Source organism: Burkholderia sp. PvR073, assembly GCF_054055695.1.
In genome coordinates, this window is the sequence record NZ_JBSRXO010000016.1 from 80,212 (window position 1) to 100,041 (window position 19,830).

Sequence of the window (19,830 nt, forward strand, 5' to 3'; positions counted from 1 at the left end):
CCCCACGTCACGCGAACGGAGCCCCGTCGATGCCGATCATCGAATCGAAACTGAACCCGCGTTCGGAAGAATTCCGCACGAACGCCGCGGCGCTGGAGGCGGTCGTCGCCGACCTGCGCGCGAAGATCGAACAGCTCGCGCAAGGCGGCGGCCAGGCCGCGCGCGACAAGCACCTGTCACGCGGCAAGCTGCTGCCGCGCGACCGGATCGCGCAACTGCTCGATCCCGGCGCGCCGTTCCTCGAGTTCTCGCAGCTCGCGGCGAACGGCATGTACAACGACGACGCGCCCGGCGCGGGCGTGATCACCGGCATCGGCCGGATCGCGGGCCGCGAGTGCGTGATCGTGTGCAACGACGCGACGGTCAAGGGCGGCACCTACTACCCGATAACCGTGAAGAAGCACGTGCGCGCACAGGAAATCGCCGCGGAAAACCGGCTGCCGTGCGTGTACCTCGTCGACTCGGGCGGCGCGAACCTGCCGAACCAGGACGACGTGTTTCCCGATCGCGACCACTTCGGCCGCATCTTCTTCAACCAGGCGACGATGTCCGCCGCGGGGATCGCGCAGATCGCGGTCGTGATGGGCTCGTGCACGGCGGGCGGCGCGTACGTGCCGGCGATGAGCGACGAGTCGATCATCGTGAAGAACCAGGGCACGATTTTCCTCGGTGGCCCGCCGCTCGTGAAGGCCGCGACCGGCGAGGAAGTGAGCGCCGAGGATCTCGGCGGCGGCGACGTGCACACGCGCCTGTCGGGCGTGGTCGACCATCTCGCGCAGAACGACGCGCATGCGCTGTCGATCGCGCGCAATATCGTCGATCATCTCGCGCCAAAGATCGCGTCGCCGCTCGCGCTGCGCGAACCGAAGCCGCCGCGCTACGACGCGAAGAGCCTGTACGGCGTGATTCCGGTCGACACGCGCAAGCCGTTCGACGTGCGCGAGGTGATCGCGCGCATCGTCGATGATTCGGAGTTCGACGAATTCAAGGCGCGCTTCGGCACGACGCTCGTCACGGGCTTCGCGCACATCTGGGGCCATCCGGTCGGGATCATCGCGAACAACGGCATCCTGTTTTCCGAATCGGCCGTGAAGGGCGCGCATTTCATCGAGCTGTGCTGCCAGCGCAAGATCCCGCTCGTGTTTCTGCAGAACATCACGGGCTTCATGGTCGGCCGCAAGTACGAGAACGAAGGCATCGCGCGCCACGGCGCGAAGATGGTGACGGCCGTGTCGAATGCGAAGGTGCCGAAGTTCACGGTGATCATCGGCGGCTCGTTCGGCGCGGGCAACTACGGTATGTGCGGCCGCGCATTCGGTCCGCGCTTCCTGTGGATGTGGCCGAACGCGCGGATTTCGGTGATGGGCGGCGAGCAGGCCGCGTCGGTGCTCGCGACCGTGCGTCGCGACGGCATCGAGGCGAAGGGCGGCTCGTGGTCGGCCGAGGAGGAGGATGCGTTCAAGCAGCCGATCCGCGATCAGTACGAGCGCCAGGGGCATCCGTACTACGCGAGCGCGCGGTTGTGGGACGACGGCGTGATCGACCCCGCGCAGACGCGCGACGTGCTCGGGCTCGGCCTCGCCGCGTCGATGAACGCGCCGATCGACGACACGCGCTTCGGCGTGTTCCGCATGTAACGGCCGGGAGGGCTGACCGATGCGATACGAAACGATCAAGGTACACGAGGCCGACCGCGTGGCGACCGTCACGCTCGCGCGCCCCGCCGTGCGCAACGCGTTCGACGAGACGACGATCGCCGAGCTGACCACCGCGTTCGAGTGGCTCGACGCGCACGCAGGCGTGCGCGCGATCGTGCTCGCGGCGGAAGGCGCCGCGTTCTGCGCGGGCGCCGACCTGAACTGGATGAAGAAGATGGCCGGTTACTCGGACGACGAGAACCGTGCCGATGCGCGCAAGCTCGCGCGCATGCTCGAGGCGATCCATCGCTGCGGCAAGCCGGTGATCGCGCGCGTGCACGGCGACGCCTATGCGGGCGGCGTGGGCCTCGTCGCGGCGGCCGACATCGCGATCGCCGCCGACGGCGTGAAGTTCTGCCTGTCCGAGGCGCGGCTCGGGCTGATTCCCGCGACGATCGCGCCGTACGTCGTGCGCGCGATGGGCGAGCGCGCGGCGCGCCGCTACTTCACGACGGCCGAAGTGTTCGACAGCGCGCGCGCCGCGTCGCTCGGCTTCATTCACGACGCGGTGCCGGCCGAGGCGCTCGACGAAACGGTCGCGAAGCTGGCCGCGGCGCTTGTCGCGAACGGCCCCGACGCGGTGCGGGCGTGCAAGCGGCTCGTCGCCGACGTGGCCGGCCGGCCGCTCGACGCGATGCTGATCGAGCAGACCGCCGACTGGATCGCGCGCACCCGCGCCGGCGCGGAAGCGCGCGAAGGGATCGCGTCGTTCCTCGAGAAGCGCACGCCTTCGTGGCGTGAATGACGGCGTGCCAATAACTTTCCGGACGACACCGAAGCCATGTTCGACAAGATTCTGATCGCCAACCGCGGCGAAATCGCCTGCCGCGTCGCCGCGACGTGCAAACGTCTCGGGATCGCGAGCGTCGCCGTCTATTCCGACGCGGACGCGAACGCGAAGCACGTCGCCGCATGCGACGAAGCCGTGCATATTGGCGGCGCGGCGGCCGCGGACAGCTACCTGCGCGGCTTGCGCATCATCGAGGCCGCGCGTGCGACCGGCGCGCAGGCCATCCACCCCGGCTACGGCTTCCTGTCGGAGAACGAGGATTTCGCGCACGCATGCGAAGCGGCCGGCATCGTGTTCATCGGCCCGCCGGTCGACGCGATCGCGGCGATGGGCTCGAAGGCGGCCGCGAAGGCGCTGATGCACGCGGCCGCGGTGCCGCTCGTGCCCGGCTATCACGGCGACGACCAGGACACGGCCAACCTGCATCGCGAAGCCGACGAGATCGGCTACCCGGTGCTGCTGAAGGCGAGCGCGGGCGGCGGCGGCAAGGGGATGCGCGTGGTCGAGCGCTCGGAGGACTTCCGGGCGGCGCTCGCGTCGTGCCAGCGCGAGGCCGCGAGCAGCTTCGGCAACGCCCGCGTGCTGATCGAGAAATACCTGACGCGCCCGCGTCACGTCGAAGTGCAGGTGTTCGGTGACACGCACGGCAACACCGTCTACCTGTTCGATCGCGACTGCTCGGTGCAGCGCCGTCACCAGAAGGTGCTCGAGGAAGCGCCGGCGCCGGGCCTGCCTGACGACCTGCGTCGCGCGATGGGCGAGGCGGCCGTCGCGGCCGCGCGCGCGGTGCATTACGTCGGGGCGGGCACCGTCGAATTCATCATGACGGCCGACGCGTTCTACTTCATGGAAATGAACACGCGCCTGCAGGTCGAGCATCCGGTCACCGAGATGGTTACCGGGCTCGATCTCGTCGAGTGGCAACTGCGCGTTGCATCGGGCGAGCCGCTGCCGCTGACGCAGGACCAACTGCGCGTGCAGGGCCACGCGATCGAGGCACGTCTCTACGCGGAGAATCCGGCGCGCGGCTTCCTGCCGTCCACCGGCACACTGAAGCACCTGCGGCTGCCGGAAGGCGTCGAGTTCGCGATCGGCGCGCCGGTGCGCGTCGACAGCGGCGTGCGCGAAGGCGACGCGATCACGCCGTTCTACGATCCGATGATCGCGAAGCTGATCGTGCACGGCGCGGACCGCGCGGAAGCGCTCGGCACGATGTTGCGCGCGCTGCGGGCTTGCGAAGTGGTCGGCCTGCACACGAACGCCGCGTTTCTGCAGCGGATCGTCGCGTGCGAGCCGTTCGCGACCGCCAATCTCGACACGGGCCTGATCGAGCGCAACCACGATGCGCTGTTCGCGCCGCAACCGTCGCCGCGTGCGACGCTGGCGCTGGCCTGCGCGGCGCTGCTCGCGCGCGAGCGCGGGGCGGCCGCGCAGCAGGGCATGTCGCCGTGGCGTGCGCTGCCGGACTGGCGGCTGAACGGCGGCTATCGCCGCACGCTTGAATGGCATGCCCCCGATCGTGAAGCGGACGCGACGGTCACCTACGAGGACAATGGCGGCCGCGCGAGCCTCGCCACCGGCGATGCGGCCGCGCAGCCGTTCGCGTGGACGCGCGGCGCGACGCCGCTCGACTTCGACGTGACGCTCGACGGCGTGCGCAGCAGCGGCCGCGTGTATGCGGACGGCGACAGTTTCCACGTGTTCACGCAGGGTGTCGCCGAGACGTTCGAATGGCGCAACGTGCTCGCGCACGCGGGCGATGCCGAGCATGGCGGCGGCCGCCTGACCGCGCCGATGCCCGGCAAGGTGATCGCGGTGCTGGTCGAGCCGGGCCAGAAGGTCGAGGCCGGCACGCCGCTGATCGTGATGGAAGCGATGAAGATGGAGCACACGATCGGCGCGCCGGGTACGGGCGTCGTCGCGGAAGTGCTGTACGGCGTCGGCGACCAGGTCGCGGATGGCGCGCAGTTGCTGGTGATGGCGGAAGACTGACCGGAGCGTGTGCGTGAGGGCCCTTGCCGGCCCTCACGGATAGCGCGGGCGTCCGCTCGCGAATCGTCGATCGCATACAAAAAATAAAAGATGCGCGTGCAATGTCCTCATGGTTTCTGGGCCATCAACCGATCCCGGCCGTTGATCAGCGGCGCAACATGCGCCGTTGCTCGTCGATTCGGCTATTGCAACACTCGTTGACAGATCGAAAACGGCTTCTCCTCAGCTTCATCCGCAACGCGAATTCGCCTGTTTCCCCCGTGGAGCAACGCGCTGAATGACATCGATCGCTTTCCGGATGTCATGCTGGATGAGCGAAACCACCGCATCTTTCTGCTCACGCTCGATGATTACAGGGGCCACGGAGATCTGACGCCGCCGGAATTGTTTTGCCTGATCGTGATCGACGTCGCCTGTGATGAATTGGGTATCGATGATGCTGTCGGGATCGCAATGATTTTGTTGGGACAAAGGTTTGTGCCGACCCGAGGAAAATTCCGCGGAGCGGTCAAGGGGACATCGGTCGCATCAAGGGTTTCACGGAGGATGTTGCCCTATGAAATCAAGCACAAAATTCTTCCAACGGTAACTTCATTCAAGAGTCTCGTGCTTCTCAAGGTGAAATTTACCAGGGAGCTCGGCGTATTTGTCGGACGGGCGGTGCCGGTGGCAGGATGGATCATTACAGCTGCCGACATATCGATCATAATGTATCGCTCTGCAGTCACGTACAATCGCCTGGTCAAGCCGGAGGATCGTTTTTGATGGACGCTCGTTTGATCGAGATGGTGCGGGAGGAGGCTGATTCGCCATTGTGGGGTGAGCTTGAAATTACCCCGGAAACGGATCTCTGCATTGATCTTGAGATTTCCGACAGAGCCATGTTGAGATTGATGCGGAGATTTTCGGAATCGTTCGGCGTCGATATTTCTGCTTTCGATGTGGATTATTATTACCCATCCAGAAAACTGGGTTTCGGTCGATATCTGGTGGAAGTGTTGAAGTCGCCGTTCAGCAGCGGCGCCAGGGACAAAATCCTGGAGCGTCCGCTGACCATCCGGATGATGGAGGCGGCAATCGAAGCCGGACGATGGGAGATGTGACAGCTCGGCAAAGGCCGCGCCGTAACTCGTCCATCGCTGACCATCCATGACACTCCTGCGGTCGGCAGTCCGCTAGAATGACCCGTTGTTCCCGGGGTGCGCCGCCATGCGCACCACATCGCGTCCATTCAATTTCCCGTCCCGCCGACGATGACGTCTCCTGTCCTGAACGGCCTGCGCATCGGTATCACGATCGGTCTGCGCGCCCCCGACGAAAGCCTGTGGATCAATGGCATCAAGCAGAACGCGCTGTTTCTCGCGAAGCTGTTGATGGCGTCGCCGCATGGCTATCGCGTGACGCTGGTCAACACGACCGACGTGTCGCTCACCGACGCGCTGCCGTGGGATCGCACCGTATTCGACACGCGTGCATTCGCCGACATGAAGGATGCGCTCGACGTGGTGATCGAACTCGGCGGCCAGATCGACGCCGCGCAGACGGACTACCTGAAGGCGCGCGGCGCGAAGATCGTCAGCTATTGCTGCGGCGTCGAGTACATCAACGCGATGGAGTCGATGCTGTTCGGCCGCCGGCTGTGGGAAACGCTGTTCATCAACCGCGGCTACGACGAGGTGTGGGCGATTCCGCAGATCGCGCCGTCGTCGCTGCCGTTCCTGCAGTCGCTGCGTCGCTGCCCGGGGCGCGTCGTGCCGTTCGTGTGGGATCCGATGTTCCTGAGCGCGCGCGCGGCATCGCTGCCCGAGCACGGCGAATACCGGCCGCGCAGCGAGCCGGGCAAGCGGCTCACGGTGATGGAGCCGAACCACAACGTCGTGAAGTTCTGCGTGTACCCGATGCTGATCATCGACGAGGCGTATCGCCGCGACCCCGAGGCGATCTGCTTCACGCACGTGACGAACGCCGACCGTCTCGCGCACGACAGCCCCGAGTTCGTGATGCTGATGAACTATCTGGACATCGTGCGCGCGGGCAAGGCGAGCTTCGTCGGACGCTTCGACACGCCGCTGTTCCTGGCCGACCTGACCGACATCGTCGTGTCGCATCAATGGTCGAACCCGCTCAACTACTTCTATTTCGACGTGTGCTGGCAGGGCTATCCGCTCGTGCACAACGCGAGCCTCGCGCCCGATCTCGGCTACTACTATCCGGACAACGACGTGCAGCAGGGCGCGCAGGCGCTGCTGCACGCGCTGCACACACACGACGACGACTGGCAGGGGTACACGCGGCGCCAGCGCGAGATCCTCGGCCGCTATACGTCGGCAAACCCCGCGCTCGTCGCCGAATACGACGCGCTGCTCGCGAACCTGATCGGCGCGACGGCTGCTTGAGCTTGCGTGACGCCTGCCGTAGCCGGTGGCCCCGCGTTAATGTCTGATGAAAATCATGCCGTAAAAAAGAAACCGCCGAACCGGGGAAGATTCGACGGTTTTTGAAGGCACGAAATTGACGGCTCCGAGGGAAGTCCGTCAGAAATTATTTTATAGGTTAACAAATCGAAAAGATTGTTAAAAATCTTTCAATCGACAAATGCCGTATGGTTCGGGCCGATATTGTAATTTTATTTTGGCGAATTATCGTTTGGCTATTTTCAATATCGTTTGAAACGGCGAAATTGAATTCTCCGGGGACCGAATGCCCGATGGGAATCCACCGGTGACGTGGCCCGCAGGGCCTCGCGGCGAATCCGGGCGACATGTCCGGATACCGTTTCGCTGCCGGACATTAATCATACGAAATAACGGGTGTCTGATTTTGAAACGAGACCCTCGATAAATCGATTTTTGCCAAAGGCGTTTGGGCGGGCAATATCGCCGATGGTTTTATGTAACCTGTCGCACTGTCGGCGATGTGCATGCGTGGTGTATTTTCGGTATTTGAATATCGTTGACAATATCGGATTTGACGGCACGCCGAAATGAAAAGTACGCTCCCTGAAAAGATCGAAACAAGAGGATGGGCCGGGTAGGCGGTGGCGCGTGTCGTGGTCGGCTCGCGCCACATGTATCGAGAGCGCGGGCCGTCATCGGCGGCCCGACAATTGCCGGAGCGCCGGATGAATGCGGTCGAACCTCGCCTGGAGGCGAACAGCGTAGCGAATCGGGACGAAATCGATCTCGTGTTCGGCGCGCCTGACGATCACCCCGACCTTGCGTCGGTACGCAGTTTCGTCGAAAGCCGGCTCGGGTTTGCGCGCGAGCCGGTCTGCCGCGCCGACCTGTCGGGCGGCGTGCTGTATCACGAATGCCTCGCGCGGTTGCGCTGGGGGTCGCGCGACGCGTTGCCGCCGCTCGCGTTCCTGCCGCGCCTCGAGTCGCTCGGGCTGATGCGCTGGTTCGACCGGCTCGTGGTGGGCCGGACGATCGACGCGCTGCGTGCCGATCCGCAGGCCGTATATGGCTGCAACATCGCGGCGGCGAGCGCGGTGGTGGACGACGCGTGGCTGGCCATCTTCAGGCGGCTCGAGCGCGAGCCGTCCGTCGCGGCGCGGCTGGTCGTCGAGATTACCGAGACGGGGCCGCTGAACCCCGTCGCGGGCCGGTCGTTCGTGAATCGGTTCCGCCAGGCCGGATGCCGCGTCGCGATCGACGACTTCGGCGTCGGCTTCAGCGCGCTGAACAACCTGGTGGTCGGCAACCCCGATATCGTGAAGCTCGACAGGTCGGTCCTGTCGCTCATCAAGCGCAACGCGATCGGGCGCTACCAGTTTCGCCGGCTGATCGCGTTTGCGCACGAAAGCGCGCGGCACGTCGTCGTCGAAGGCGTGGAGAATGAGACCGACCGGCAGATCATCCTGGATTCCGGCGTCGCGTGGGCGCAGGGCATTCGCTTCTCTTGGCGGTCGCCGGCCGCCGCATGACGCAGCGGCGCGGGCGCGGGGCGCTGGCATCGGGCAACGATGGATCGCAAAGGGGCGTGGGCATGGTGGCGACGAAGAGGGCCGGGCACAAAACGGGCACGCAGGCGGCCGATGCGCGCGAACTCGTCGCGATCGCCGAACTGGCCGACATGTTGTGGCAGCTCGGTGCCGAATCGACCGATACGCCGATCGACGTCGCACCGTATCTCGACGGCCTGCAGGCCGTCGCGCACCGTATTCACCGGATGAAGCCGCTCGACGCCGACGGCCGCGACCTCGCGGCGCGGCACTATTACGCCGGCGTGTTTGCGGGGGCCTGCGGCGAAGATTCGGCGATCGCCTGCGGTGTATCCGGCAGCCTCGCGAGGCGGGCCGGCCAGGTCAGCGGCGCCGCACTCCGCTGTTTCACGAGGCTGGCGCGGATCGGACGCCGGCATGGCCGCGCGTTTGCCGCACGGCGCGCCGACGGCGTGCAAGCGTCGCGCCCGCTTGCGCGCCGCGCTTGACGCTCACCGATCGCGGGCATGCGCTTGCCCGGCAAGCGCACCGTCAGTTGTTACCGAAACCTTCGGATTTCCGGCGCGCATCGGCTTTCGTGTGCGACGGGGCGATGAACGCGTCCATCATCCGCGACTGCGTGGCGTCGCGCTGCACCTTGATCGTAATCGCGAGGTTGATTTACAGCGCCGGCTTCGGGCGCTGTGCGGCTTACGGCGTGAAATCCTGCCCCTGGCGCGGCACATAGCCGGTCAGGTGCCAGCGGCCGTCGTCGTCGAGTCGAAAGCTCAGCTTTTCGTACACGGTCGTGCCGGTCGTGAGCGTCGTCGCGTAGTCGACGTTCGCGTAAAGCCCGTCGGGCGTTGCCGGTGCGTTCGTGTAGCGAATGCGCGTGACCTGCGCCCAGCCGCGATGGCGGACCGTGCCGACCGACTGGCGCGCGCGCTGCATGTCCGCCGCGAACTGATCCTGCTTGATGCGTGCCTTCACGAACGCGGCGGAATCGGTCCATACCGCGCCGTACTGGCCGGCGTCGAGCTGCTTGAAGACCGCGTCGGCGTCGCGCAGCAGTGCGTCGGCCGATTCGCCGCCGGATTGCGCGTGCGCGCCGATCGCGAGCGACGCGACGGCGCAGCCGATCAGCCATTTCGCGCGGGAGAGGGGCCGGTATGGGTTCATGTCGGAGTCCGAAGAGGGCGGCGCGTCAGGCGTCGCGATAGAGTGACGCGATCGCGTCGGAATACGCGGCGACGTTGTCGGGGTTGTAGATGCTGACCGAGTCGAGCACGTGCTTCGATTGCTCGCGATACGCTTCCAGGTTCGCGTCGTGTTCGTCGAACGCCTGCAGCAGCGCACGGCCGCCGGCCTGGCAATCGAAGTCCGGATAGAAATACCCGGCCTTGCCGAGGAACGGCGAGTTGTGGATCAGCGGATAGTCGCCGTACAGCAGTTCGTAGTACAGGTAGTTCTGCGCGTTTTCCCACGTGTGCGACACCACCGCGTCGCCGTAGGCCGCCATGAACTCGTACACCGCGTAGCGGCTTTCGAACGTCGTGATCCCGTGGTTCACGATGTCGAGGCTCTTCGCGAAGTGCACGAACGTCGCATGTTCCTTCAGGTGCAGCGTGTTGCACACGCGCACGAACTCGAGGAATTCGGGCTTCGCGCGATACGCCTCTTCAGTCACCAGCATCGGGATGATGCTCGTCTTCACCATGCAGATGTTCGGCTCGAACATCGTCACGCGCCAGCGTGGCTTGCCGGGCTGATAACCGAACGACAGGCCGGCGCCGAGCGTCGCGCGCGCCTTGTCGAACAGCATCGGATGCCAGATGTGCGGGACGATCGTGACGGGCGCGCGCAGGCCCGTCTGGTAATAGTGCAGGCACGAGCGCTCGAATTCCGGAATCGTCCACACCGCGTCGTACGGCGCGCCCGAGAACAGGAAGCCCGACGGCTTGTCGAACATCGCGCGCTCGATGTCGATCACGTAGTCGTTGCCGACCCGCATCGTGATGACCTTGCCGCCGCGGTCGCGGAACGCGCGCAGGTAATCGGCGCTGAACTGCGCGCTCATTTCGATCAACACGTCGCAGCGCTGCAGCGCTTCGTCCATCGACAGCAGCGGCACGTCCCATTCGCCGAGCATCAACTGCGGATCGGCGAGCTGTTCGCCGCCGTTCACCATCACGGCCTGAGCGACGTGCGGCGACTGACGCAGCAGCAGGATCAGCAGCAGGCAGTTCTGAAAGATGCCGTTTTCCCACAGCGACTGGCCGGCGCCGCGCACGAACAGCGACACGCCGACGACGAGACGCTTGCCCTCGCCGGGCGCTTGACGGGCATTGGAGTCCGACATGCGTATGCTCCGGTTCAGGCGACCAGGCGCGTGACGAACGCGTCCAGGTTCGCGGGGTTGTCGATCGAGACCGACTGCAGCAGCCGGTCGGCTTTCGCGCGATAGTCGTCGAGCCGCTCGTCGTGATGCAGCCATGCATCGCGCAGCGCGTGGCTGCCCGCGACGGAATCGAAGTCCGGGTAGTAATAGCCGGCGTCGCCGAGCAGCGTCGAGTTGTGGATCAGCGGATAGCCGCCGTACAGCACGTCGTAGTACAGGTAGTTCTGCGGATTTTCCCAATGGTGCGACACGACGGCATCCGCATGACGCGCCATGAAGCCCGGCAGGTCGATGCGCGGCTCGAACGTCGCCTTGTGCTGGCGCACGAGGTCGAGGCTGTTCGCGAAGTGTACGAAGGTCCGATGCGCCTTCATGTGCATCGCGTTGACGACGAACAGATGCTGGACCGCGTCCGGATGCGCGCGGTAGAACTCGTCGCACACGAGCATCGGGTAATGGCAGGTCTTCACGACCGAGATGTTCGGCTCGAGCGTGGCGAGATGCCACGGGCGGCGGCCGGGCCGATAGCCGAACGTGACGCCTTCGCTCGCCAGCGCGGCGATGCGGCGATCGAGGAAGTACGGCGACCACAGATGCGGAATCGTATGAACCGGCGCGCGCGTGAGCGTGCGCAAGAGCGGCACGTCGATCTTCTGCGACTTCTCGAGCACCCACACTTCGTCGAACTGCGTGCCGTTGAAGATGTGCCCCGACGGCTTTTCGAAGATCGGCGTTTCGGCGAGACCGCTGTAGGTGTGGCCGACGTAGCACGCGACGAGCTTCGTGCCGAGCGCCTTCACGTGCCTGAGCCATTCGAGCGGCAGTTGCGCGCCCATCTCGATCACGACGTCGAGCTCGTGCGTGACGTCGGCGGGCTTCACGAGCGGCACGTCGAGGCCGTCGAGTTCGAGGCCGAGCGGCAGTGCGTTCGCGTCGCCGCCGTTCAGGAAATAGACGGGGCCGACGCGGTCCGAGCGCTTGAGCATCATCGCGAGGTACGCGATGTTCTGGTGAATGCCGTTTTCCCAGATCGCCTGGCCGTCCCGCGCAAACAGCGAGATGCCGACGGCAGGCCGTTGCTTGCGGGTGCCGCCCGAGGCGGCTTGATTGATGTCCGTCACCGGTTGGTTTCCTCTGCGGCGTCGTGCGTTCGGCCGTGGCGTCGAGCGCCTGGCCGCGTAACGGCGCGCCGTGGATTGTCGTGGTTGCGTTTGCGCCGGCGCGCGCTCGACAACGAGTCGAGCGACGCGGATCGCGGGGCGGCCGGCGGATTCCGGTGTGTCGTCGGGCGGGACTGGCACGGCGCGCGACGCGGGCGGAACGCCCCGGCAGCTGTCTGCGGCGATTGTGGCACGGAAGTCAGCGGTTTGTGGAGGGGGGCTGACGAACTTTGACATAGCCGCCGGCGCCCTGGCGAAGCGGTGTCGGCGGGGTCCGGCGGGGCGGTGGGCGGTGGCGATCAGGGCCGTCGCTTGCGGGTGCGACGGCCGGCGGCTCAGCGTTGCAGCGAGATGTCGACGCGGCGGTTGCTCGCGCGGCCTTCGGCCGTCGCGTTGGACGCGACCGGATCCGCGCTTCCGCGGCCCGTGACCGACACGGTTTGCGCCTTCAGCCCGTGTGACTTCAAGTAGCCCGCGACGGTTTCCGCGCGGCGCTTCGACAGCGCGAGATTGGCGGCGTCGTTGCCGACCGAATCCGTATGGCCGGTGACCGTGACCTGTGTATACGTACGGTCTTCGCGCTCGCTCAACAACTTGTCGAGCGATGCGCGCGCGGCCGGCGTGAGCGTGGCCAGGCCCGTCGCGAACAGTGCGTCGCCCGCGAGGTTCACGTGTTCGACCGCGGCGGGCGCGGGTGCCGGCTCGGCGGCCGATGCCGCTTCGGCCGGCGCGGCGCCGCACTGGAACACCAGCGTCGCGGGATCCGAGCCGTCGCGCAGCGCGCGGGCCGAGTCGACGGTGCGTACCGGCTGCTCGCCACAGATCTTGCGGGCGGCTTTCATGCAGGTCTGCGGACCCGACAGCAGGCCGTGGCAGTCCACCTGGAAGGTGCGCACGCCATCGCGCGGCTGCAGTTCGGATGCGCTGAAGGTCGGGCCGGATGCGGTCGAGCACGCGGCGAGGGCCATCGTGGAAAGTGCGAGCGCAAGAGCGAGTTTGTTCACGGTTACGTCCTCAAAGCTTGGGTTGACCGAGGCCCGCCGCGGGTTGCGCGGCGGGCTCGTCGTGCCGTCGGGGCCGCCGCACGCCGTCCGGCTCGTGAGCCGGCGGCGTGGCGGCGCGACGCGTTACTTCCACTGGTACAGCATGCCGGCGCCGATCACCTTCTGACCGCCGCTGAAGCCGCCGTTGATCGACGCCTTCAGGTTCTCGGTGATCCGGGCCTGCATGTTGACCGCCATCGCTTTCTGGCCGAGGAAGGTCGACGTGCCCACACCCATCCCGAAGTTGGCGTCGCGATCGAGCTGCGGGATCGACGCCATCGCGCCGACGGCCGCGATACCCTGCTTCGCCATCTGGTCGGTCTGCTGCAGTTGCGAACCCAGCGAGTTGATCTGGGTCTGCTGGCCCGACAGTGCCGTCGACAGCGTCGTCTGCACCTGCGTCAGCTGGTTCACGTTCACTGCGTCGGTGCCTTGCGTGCCCGGCGCGACGTTCGTGATCTGGCGCTGCTGCGTGTCGCTGCCGACCGACACCACGTTCGAACGACCGCCGTCATTCGAATTCGCGCCGATCGCCACCGAGTTCGAGCCGGCGGTGACGGTCGGCCGATCGTTGCCGGTGCCGTTCATGTCGACCGCGACACCGTTGTTGCTCAACGAGCGCGTCGTGTTGTTGTTGATCGTCGTCGACAGTTGCGACACCTGGTCGCCCAGGTTCGTCACGCCCGTCGACAGCGAGGCCACCGTGCTGTTCGTCGTGCTCAGGCCGGTCGACAGCGAGCCGATGCCGGTCGAGGTCGACGTGGACAGCGATGTCAGGTTGCTGTTCGTCGAGCTGAGGCCCGTCGACAGCGAGTTGATCGCCGTCGAGGTCGACGTGGACAGCGACGTCACCGAGCTGTTGGTCGAGCTGAGACCCGTGGACAGCGAACCGATGCCGGTCGACAGCGACGAGATGTTCGACGCGGTCGACGTGGACAGGCTGTTGACTGCCTGGTTCGTCGCGTGGAGCTGGCTGCCGTTGATCGCGTCCGTGCTGGTGGCCGAGACCTGGCCTGCCGCGACGTTCGTGATCTGGCGTTCCTGCCCCGGCTGGCCGACGCTCACCACGCCCACCGGCGAGCTACCCGCGAAGAGGTACGAGACGCCGCCGATCGTGGCGCTCGAGGTGCCGACTGCCGCACCCGTGACCGAGTTCGCGCCGAGGGCGATCGAGTTCGCGACGTTCGCCGTGGCGTTCGTGCCGAAGGCGAGCGCATCCGCTGCCGTGGCCGATGCACCCGAGCCGTAGGCCTGGGCGCCGGTGGCGCTTGCGACTGCCTTGTTGCCGAGCGCGATCGTGTTGTCCGCGGTGGCCTGATTCGAGCTGCCGAGGGCGAGCGCGCTGTTGCCGGTTGCGGTGTTCGCGTTGCCGAGCGCCACTGCGCCGCTGCCGGTCGCCGTGTCGTTCGCGCCCATCGCCACTGCGCCGGTGCCCGTTGCGACGCTCGGGTCGCCGATCGCGACCGCGCCGTCGCCGCTCGCGGTGTTGCCGGAGCCGATCGACACCGCCTTGCCGCCGGTGGCCGACGCGTTCTGGCCGATCGCGACTGCACCCGCCGACTGTGCGTTCGAGCCATCGCCGACCGCGACGCTGCTGGCGCCTGCGGCGCTGGCGTTCACGCCGGCGGCGAGCGAGTTGACACCCGTTGCGCCGTCGTTGGCGTAGTTGCCTTGCTGCGTGCCGTTGTCGTTGACGCTGTAGTAGTGCGTCTTCGCGGCGTCGATCGCGGTCGACGTCGACGTGGAGAGCGACGTGATCGAGCTGGTGGCCGTCGACAGACCCGTCGACGTGGAGGTCGAGAGCGACGTTACCGTGCTGTCGGTCGAGCTCAGGCCAGTGGACAGCGAACCGATCGAGCTGGTTGCGGATGACAGGCCCGTCGAAGTCGACGTGGACAGCGAGCTGATCGAGCTGGTCGCCGACGAGAGGCCGGTCGACGTCGAGGTCGACAGCGACGCGACCGAGCTGTTCGTGGAGCTCAGGCCCGTCGACAGTGAGTTGATGCCCGTGGAGGTCGACGTGGACAACGACGTGAGCGAGCTGTTGGTCGAGCTGAGGCCGGTGGACAGCGAGCCGATCGAGCTGGTCGCGGACGACAGGCCCGTCGAGGTCGAGGTCGACAGCGAGCTGATCGAGCTGGTGGCCGACGAGAGGCCCGTCGACGTGGAGGTCGAGAGCGACGTTACCGTGCTGTCGGTCGAGCTGAGGCCCGTGGACAGCGAGTTGATGCCGGTCGAGGTCGACGTGGACAGCGAGCCGATCGAGCTGGTGGCCGACGACAGGCCGGTCGACGTGGAGGTCGAGAGCGACGTTACCGTGCTGTCGGTCGAGCTGAGGCCGGTGGACAGCGAGTTGATGCCGGTCGAGGTCGACGTGGACAGCGAACCGATCGAGCTGGTTGCCGACGACAGGCCGGTCGACGTGGAGGTCGAGAGCGAAGCCACCGAGCTGTCGGTCGTGCTCAGGCCAGTCGACAACGAGTTGATGCCCGTCGAGGTCGACGTGGACAGCGAGCCGATCGAGCTTGTGGCCGACGACAGGCCCGTCGACGTGGAAGTCGACAGCGAAGCCACCGAGCTGTTGGTCGAGCTGAGGCCGGTGGACAGCGAACCGATCGAGCTGGTTGCGGACGACAGGCCGGTCGAGGTCGATGTCGACAGCGAGCTGATCGAGCTGGTGGCCGACGAGAGGCCCGTTGACGTCGAAGTCGAGAGCGACGTTACCGTGCTGTCGGTGGAGCTCAAGCCCGTGGACAGCGAGTTGATGCCCGTCGAGGTCGAGGTGGACAGCGACGTGATCGAGCTATTCGCCGACGACAGGCCCGTCGACGTCGAAGTCGAGAGCGAAGCAACCGTGCTGTCGGTTGAGCTCAGGCCGGTCGACAACGAGTTGATACCCGTCGAGGTCGACGTGGACAACGAGCTGATCGAGCTGGTCGCCGAGGACAGGCCGGTCGACGTGGAGGTCGAGAGCGAAGCAACCGAGCTGTCGGTCGAGCTCAGGCCCGTGGACAGAGAGTTGATGCCCGTCGAAGTCGAGGTGGACAGCGAACCGATCGAGCTGGTTGCCGACGAGAGGCCGGTCGACGTGGAAGTCGACAGCGAAGCCACCGAGCTATCGGTCGAGCTGAGGCCCGTGGACAGAGAGTTGATGCCCGTCGAAGTCGACGTGGACAGCGAACCAATCGAGCTGGTGGCCGACGAGAGGCCGGTCGACGTGGAGGTCGACAGCGACGCCACCGAGCTATCGGTCGAGCTGAGGCCGGTGGACAGCGAGTTGATGCCGGTCGAGGTCGAGGTTGAGAGCGACGTGATCGAGCTATTCGCCGACGAGAGGCCGGTCGACGTCGAAGTCGAGAGCGACGTTACCGTGCTGTCGGTCGAGCTGAGGCCGGTGGACAGCGAGTTGATACCAGTCGAGGTCGACGTGGAGAGCGACGTGATCGAGCTATTCGCCGACGACAAGCCGGTCGACGTCGAAGTCGAGAGCGACGTTACCGAGCTGTCGGTCGAGCTCAGACCGGTGGACAGCGAGTTGATGCCGGTCGAGGTCGAGGTTGAGAGCGACGTGATCGAGCTATTCGCCGACGAGAGGCCGGTCGACGCGGAGGTCGACAGCGAAGCCACCGAGCTATCGGTCGAGCTGAGGCCGGTGGACAGCGAGTTGATACCAGTCGAGGTCGACGTGGAGAGCGACGTGATCGAGCTGGTCGCCGAGGACAGGCCGGTCGACGTGGAGGTCGAGAGCGACGTTACCGTGCTGTCGGTCGAGCTGAGGCCCGTCGACAACGAGTTGATACCCGTCGAGGTCGAGGTGGACAACGAGCTGATCGAGCTGGTTGCCGACGACAAGCCCGTCGACGTCGAAGTCGAGAGCGAAGCCACCGAGCTATCGGTCGAGCTGAGGCCGGTGGACAGCGAGTTGATACCTGTCGAGGTCGACGTGGAGAGCGACGTGATCGAGCTGGTCGCCGAGGACAGGCCGGTCGACGTCGAAGTCGAGAGCGACGTTACCGTGCTGTCGGTCGAGCTCAGGCCAGTCGACAGCGAGTTAATGCCCGTCGAGGTCGACGTGGACAACGAGCTGATACCGGTAGAAGTCGAGGTGGACAACGAGCTGATTGAGCTGGTTGCCGACGACAGACCAGTCGACGTGGAAGTCGACAGCGAGGTCACTGAGCTATCGGTCGAGCTGAGGCCAGTCGACAGCGAGTTGATACCGGTCGAGGTCGACGTGGAAAGCGAGCCGATCGAGCTGGTTGCCGACGACAGGCCCGTCGACGTGGAGGTCGAGAGCGACGTTACCGTACTGTCGGTCGAGCTCAGGCCAGTCGACAGCGAGTTAATACCCGTCGAGGTCGACGTGGACAACGAACCAATCGAGCTGGTGGCCGACGAGAGGCCGGTCGACGTGGAGGTCGAGAGCGAAGCCACCGAGCTATCGGTCGTGCTGAGGCCGGTCGACAGCGAGTTGATGCCGGTCGAGGTCGAGGTTGAGAGCGACGTGATCGAGCTATTCGCCGACGAGAGGCCGGTCGACGTCGAAGTCGAGAGCGACGTTACCGTGCTGTCGGTCGAGCTGAGGCCGGTGGACAGCGAGTTGATGCCCGTCGAGGTTGAGGTGGACAACGAGCTGATCGAGCTGGTTGCCGACGACAGGCCCGTCGACGTGGAGGTCGACAGCGAAGCCACCGAGCTGTCGGTCGAGCTGAGGCCCGTGGACAACGAGTTGATACCGGTCGAAGTCGACGTGGAGAGCGACGTGATCGAGCTATTCGCCGACGAGAGGCCAGTCGACGTCGAAGTCGACAGCGACGTTACCGAGCTGTCGGTCGAGCTGAGGCCCGTGGACAGCGAGTTGATACCGGTCGAAGTCGACGTGGAAAGCGAGCTGATCGAGCTATTCGCCGACGAGAGGCCGGTCGACGTCGAAGTCGACAGCGACGTCACTGAGCTGTCGGTCGAGCTGAGGCCAGTCGACAGCGAGTTGATACCCGTCGAGGTCGAGGTGGAGAGCGATGTGATCGAGCTATTCGCCGACGACAGACCCGTCGACGTCGAAGTCGACAGCGACGTTACCGAGCTGTCGGTCGAGCTGAGGCCCGTGGACAACGAGTTGATACCGGTCGAAGTCGACGTGGAGAGCGACGTGATCGAGCTATTTGCCGACGACAAGCCTGTCGACGTCGAGGTCGACAACGAAGTGACCGAGCTATCGGTGGAGCTCAGACCCGTCGACAACGAGTTAATACCGGTCGAAGTCGACGTGGACAGCGAGCTGATCGAGCTGTTAGCCGACGAGAGACCGGTCGACGTGGACGACGAGAGCGACGTAACCGAGCTGTTAGTCGAGCTGAGGCCTGTCGACAACGAAGTGATGCCGGTCGACAACGACGAGATTGCGTTGCTGGACGACGACACCGTCGTCGACAGCGAATTCACGGCCGAATTGGTCGCGAAGAGCTGCGAGCCGTTGATCGCGTCGGTGCTGGTCGCCGTGATTTGACCTGCCGCGACATTGGTGATCTGACGCGTGGTGCCCGTGCTCGCGTTGCCGACGCTCACCACGCTGCTCGGATTGCCGCCCGCGAACGTGCTCGTCACGCCGCCGACGGTACCGGTCGGCGTTGCGTTCGGGGTGCTGGTGACGGAGCCGCTGCCGAGCGCGACGTCGCCGGTATTGTTGGCGATGGCGTTCGGACCGATAGCGACCGAGTCGGTGCCGAGCGCCTGGCTGTCCGTGCCCGTCGAATTCGCGTGGAAGTACTTGATGCCCTGGTTGTTGATGCTGTCGATCGCCGAGCCGACGCTGTTGGCGGTCGACGTCGTACCGTTCGTGTTGTACGTGGTGTACGACGGAGCGGAAACCGTGCCGGTTGCCGGGTTGTAGCCCGCGCCGCCGCCGAGGGCTGCGGCGGTGCTGTTACCGAGATTGTCGGTTTTGGTCGTGACCGTGCTGAGGCCGGTGGACAGCGAGCCGATCGAGCTGTTTGCCGACGAGAGGCCGGTCGACGTGGATGTCGACAGCGATGCCACCGAGCTATTGGTCGAGCTGAGGCCAGTCGACAGGGACCCGATCGAGCTGTTAGCAGACGACAGCCCGGTCGAGGTCGACGTGGACAGCGAGCCGATCGAGCTGTTGGCCGACGAGAGGCCGGTCGACGTTGACGACGAGAGCGACGTAACCGAGCTGTTGGTCGAGCTGAGGCCGGTCGACAGCGAACCGATCGAGCTATTAGCAGACGACAGGCCGGTCGAGGTCGACGTGGAAAGCGAGCCGATCGAGCTGTTGGCCGACGAGAGGCCGGTGGACGTTGACGACGAGAGCGACGTAACCGAGCTGTTGGTGGAGCTGAGGCCGGTCGAGAGCGAACCGATCGAGCTGTTAGCAGACGACAGGCCGGTCGAGGTCGACGTGGAGAGCGAGCCGATCGAGCTATTGGCCGACGAGAGACCGGTCGACGTGGACGAGGAAAGCGACGTAACCGAGCTGTTGGTCGAGCTGAGGCCGGTCGACAGCGAACCGATCGAGCTGTTAGCGGACGACAGGCCGGTCGAGGTCGAGGTGGAAAGCGAGCCGATCGAGCTGTTAGCCGACGAGAGACCCGTCGAGGTCGACGACGAAAGCGAAGTAACAGAGCTGTTGGTCGAGCTCAGACCGGTCGAGGTCGACGTGGAGAGCGAGCCGATCGAGCTGTTGGCCGACGAGAGGCCGGTGGACGTGGACGACGAGAGCGACGTAACCGAGCTGTTGGTCGAGCTGAGGCCGGTCGACAGCGAACCGATCGAGCTGTTAGCGGACGACAGGCCGGTCGAGGTCGAGGTGGA

Annotated in this window: 14 protein-coding genes and 1 pseudogene; 10 read left to right on the forward strand and 5 right to left on the reverse strand. The window is 65.6% G+C overall.

Annotation, left to right across the window (positions count from 1 at the left end; all coding sequences use genetic code 11):
* Positions 1 to 29 precede the first annotated feature (29 nt).
* From ACVK00_RS31520 to ACVK00_RS31555, 8 genes are all read left to right on the forward strand, one after another.
* Positions 30 to 1,637 (forward strand): carboxyl transferase domain-containing protein, encoded by a 1,608-nt coding sequence (locus ACVK00_RS31520; RefSeq protein WP_284888957.1) that lies wholly within the window; start codon positions 30 to 32, stop codon positions 1,635 to 1,637.
* Positions 1,638 to 1,656: 19 nt separating this feature from the next.
* Positions 1,657 to 2,442 (forward strand): enoyl-CoA hydratase/isomerase family protein, encoded by a 786-nt coding sequence (locus ACVK00_RS31525; protein ID WP_284888956.1) that lies wholly within the window; start codon positions 1,657 to 1,659, stop codon positions 2,440 to 2,442.
* A gap of 36 nt (positions 2,443 to 2,478) precedes the next feature.
* A complete protein-coding gene (locus ACVK00_RS31530; protein ID WP_284888955.1) occupies positions 2,479 to 4,479 on the forward strand; it encodes an acetyl/propionyl/methylcrotonyl-CoA carboxylase subunit alpha in 2,001 nt (666 codons plus the stop codon).
* Positions 4,480 to 4,782: 303 nt separating this feature from the next.
* Positions 4,783 to 5,244, forward strand: coding sequence for an STM2901 family protein (locus ACVK00_RS31535; RefSeq protein WP_284888954.1), 462 nt, complete (start codon positions 4,783 to 4,785; stop codon positions 5,242 to 5,244).
* The gene (locus tag ACVK00_RS31540) at positions 5,244 to 5,582 is read left to right on the forward strand and encodes a DUF1493 family protein (protein WP_284888953.1); all 339 of its coding nucleotides are present in this window, start codon (positions 5,244 to 5,246) and stop codon (positions 5,580 to 5,582) included. The genes ACVK00_RS31535 and ACVK00_RS31540 overlap by 1 nt, the downstream gene beginning before the upstream one ends.
* Positions 5,583 to 5,732: 150 nt before the next feature.
* Entirely contained in the window at positions 5,733 to 6,875 is a 1,143-nt protein-coding gene (locus tag ACVK00_RS31545; protein WP_284888952.1) for a DUF2827 domain-containing protein, read from the forward strand.
* 725 nt (positions 6,876 to 7,600) lie between these two features.
* Positions 7,601 to 8,404, forward strand: coding sequence for an EAL domain-containing protein (locus tag ACVK00_RS31550; protein WP_228908374.1), 804 nt, complete (start codon positions 7,601 to 7,603; stop codon positions 8,402 to 8,404).
* A gap of 62 nt (positions 8,405 to 8,466) precedes the next feature.
* Positions 8,467 to 8,910, forward strand: coding sequence for a hypothetical protein (locus ACVK00_RS31555; protein ID WP_228910021.1), 444 nt, complete (start codon positions 8,467 to 8,469; stop codon positions 8,908 to 8,910).
* Between the two features lie 202 nt (positions 8,911 to 9,112).
* Here the strand turns inward: ACVK00_RS31555 and ACVK00_RS31560 are convergent, their stop codons facing one another.
* The 4 genes from ACVK00_RS31560 to ACVK00_RS31575 form a co-directional block, all read right to left on the reverse strand.
* Entirely contained in the window at positions 9,113 to 9,580 is a 468-nt protein-coding gene (locus ACVK00_RS31560; RefSeq protein ID WP_228908373.1) for a DUF4019 domain-containing protein, read from the reverse strand.
* Positions 9,581 to 9,605: 25 nt separating this feature from the next.
* A complete protein-coding gene (locus ACVK00_RS31565) occupies positions 9,606 to 10,760 on the reverse strand; it encodes a DUF2827 domain-containing protein (RefSeq protein ID WP_006754840.1) in 1,155 nt (384 codons plus the stop codon).
* A gap of 14 nt (positions 10,761 to 10,774) precedes the next feature.
* Entirely contained in the window at positions 10,775 to 11,920 is a 1,146-nt protein-coding gene (locus tag ACVK00_RS31570) for a DUF2827 domain-containing protein (protein ID WP_284888951.1), read from the reverse strand.
* Between the two features lie 374 nt (positions 11,921 to 12,294).
* Positions 12,295 to 12,963: an OmpA family protein gene (locus ACVK00_RS31575; protein WP_284888950.1), complete on the reverse strand. Its 669-nt coding sequence runs from the start codon at positions 12,961 to 12,963 to the stop codon at positions 12,295 to 12,297.
* Between the two features lie 22 nt (positions 12,964 to 12,985).
* Between ACVK00_RS31575 and ACVK00_RS31580 the strand changes: the two genes are divergently transcribed.
* Entirely contained in the window at positions 12,986 to 13,129 is a 144-nt protein-coding gene (locus ACVK00_RS31580) for a hypothetical protein (RefSeq protein WP_354123251.1), read from the forward strand.
* Here ACVK00_RS31580 and ACVK00_RS31585 read toward each other — a convergent pair.
* Positions 13,087 to 18,969 (reverse strand): annotated as a pseudogene (locus ACVK00_RS31585) (YadA family autotransporter adhesin); the annotation flags it as partial. The gene ACVK00_RS31580 and the pseudogene ACVK00_RS31585 overlap by 43 nt on opposite strands.
* On the opposite strand from ACVK00_RS31585, the gene ACVK00_RS31590 reads away from it, so the two are divergent.
* The coding region (locus tag ACVK00_RS31590) for a hypothetical protein (protein ID WP_456826976.1) at positions 18,950 to 19,830 on the forward strand (881 nt) is incomplete at its 3' end. The pseudogene ACVK00_RS31585 and the gene ACVK00_RS31590 sit on opposite strands and share 20 nt — an antisense overlap.

What these genes read in the sequence shown, in the direction of transcription:
- ACVK00_RS31520 (WP_284888957.1), top strand. Translation starts at nt 30, where the DNA reads ATGCCGATCATCGAATCGAAACTGAACCCGCGTTCGGAAGAATTCCGC.
- ACVK00_RS31525 (WP_284888956.1), top strand. Translation starts at nt 1,657, where the DNA reads ATGCGATACGAAACGATCAAGGTACACGAGGCCGACCGCGTGGCGACC.
- ACVK00_RS31530 (WP_284888955.1), top strand. Translation starts at nt 2,479, where the DNA reads ATGTTCGACAAGATTCTGATCGCCAACCGCGGCGAAATCGCCTGCCGC.
- ACVK00_RS31535 (WP_284888954.1), top strand. Translation starts at nt 4,783, where the DNA reads ATGCTGGATGAGCGAAACCACCGCATCTTTCTGCTCACGCTCGATGAT.
- ACVK00_RS31540 (WP_284888953.1), top strand. Translation starts at nt 5,244, where the DNA reads ATGGACGCTCGTTTGATCGAGATGGTGCGGGAGGAGGCTGATTCGCCA.
- ACVK00_RS31545 (WP_284888952.1), top strand. Translation starts at nt 5,733, where the DNA reads ATGACGTCTCCTGTCCTGAACGGCCTGCGCATCGGTATCACGATCGGT.
- ACVK00_RS31550 (WP_228908374.1), top strand. Translation starts at nt 7,601, where the DNA reads ATGAATGCGGTCGAACCTCGCCTGGAGGCGAACAGCGTAGCGAATCGG.
- ACVK00_RS31555 (WP_228910021.1), top strand. Translation starts at nt 8,467, where the DNA reads ATGGTGGCGACGAAGAGGGCCGGGCACAAAACGGGCACGCAGGCGGCC.
- ACVK00_RS31560 (WP_228908373.1), bottom strand. Translation starts at nt 9,580, where the DNA reads ATGAACCCATACCGGCCCCTCTCCCGCGCGAAATGGCTGATCGGCTGC.
- ACVK00_RS31565 (WP_006754840.1), bottom strand. Translation starts at nt 10,760, where the DNA reads ATGTCGGACTCCAATGCCCGTCAAGCGCCCGGCGAGGGCAAGCGTCTC.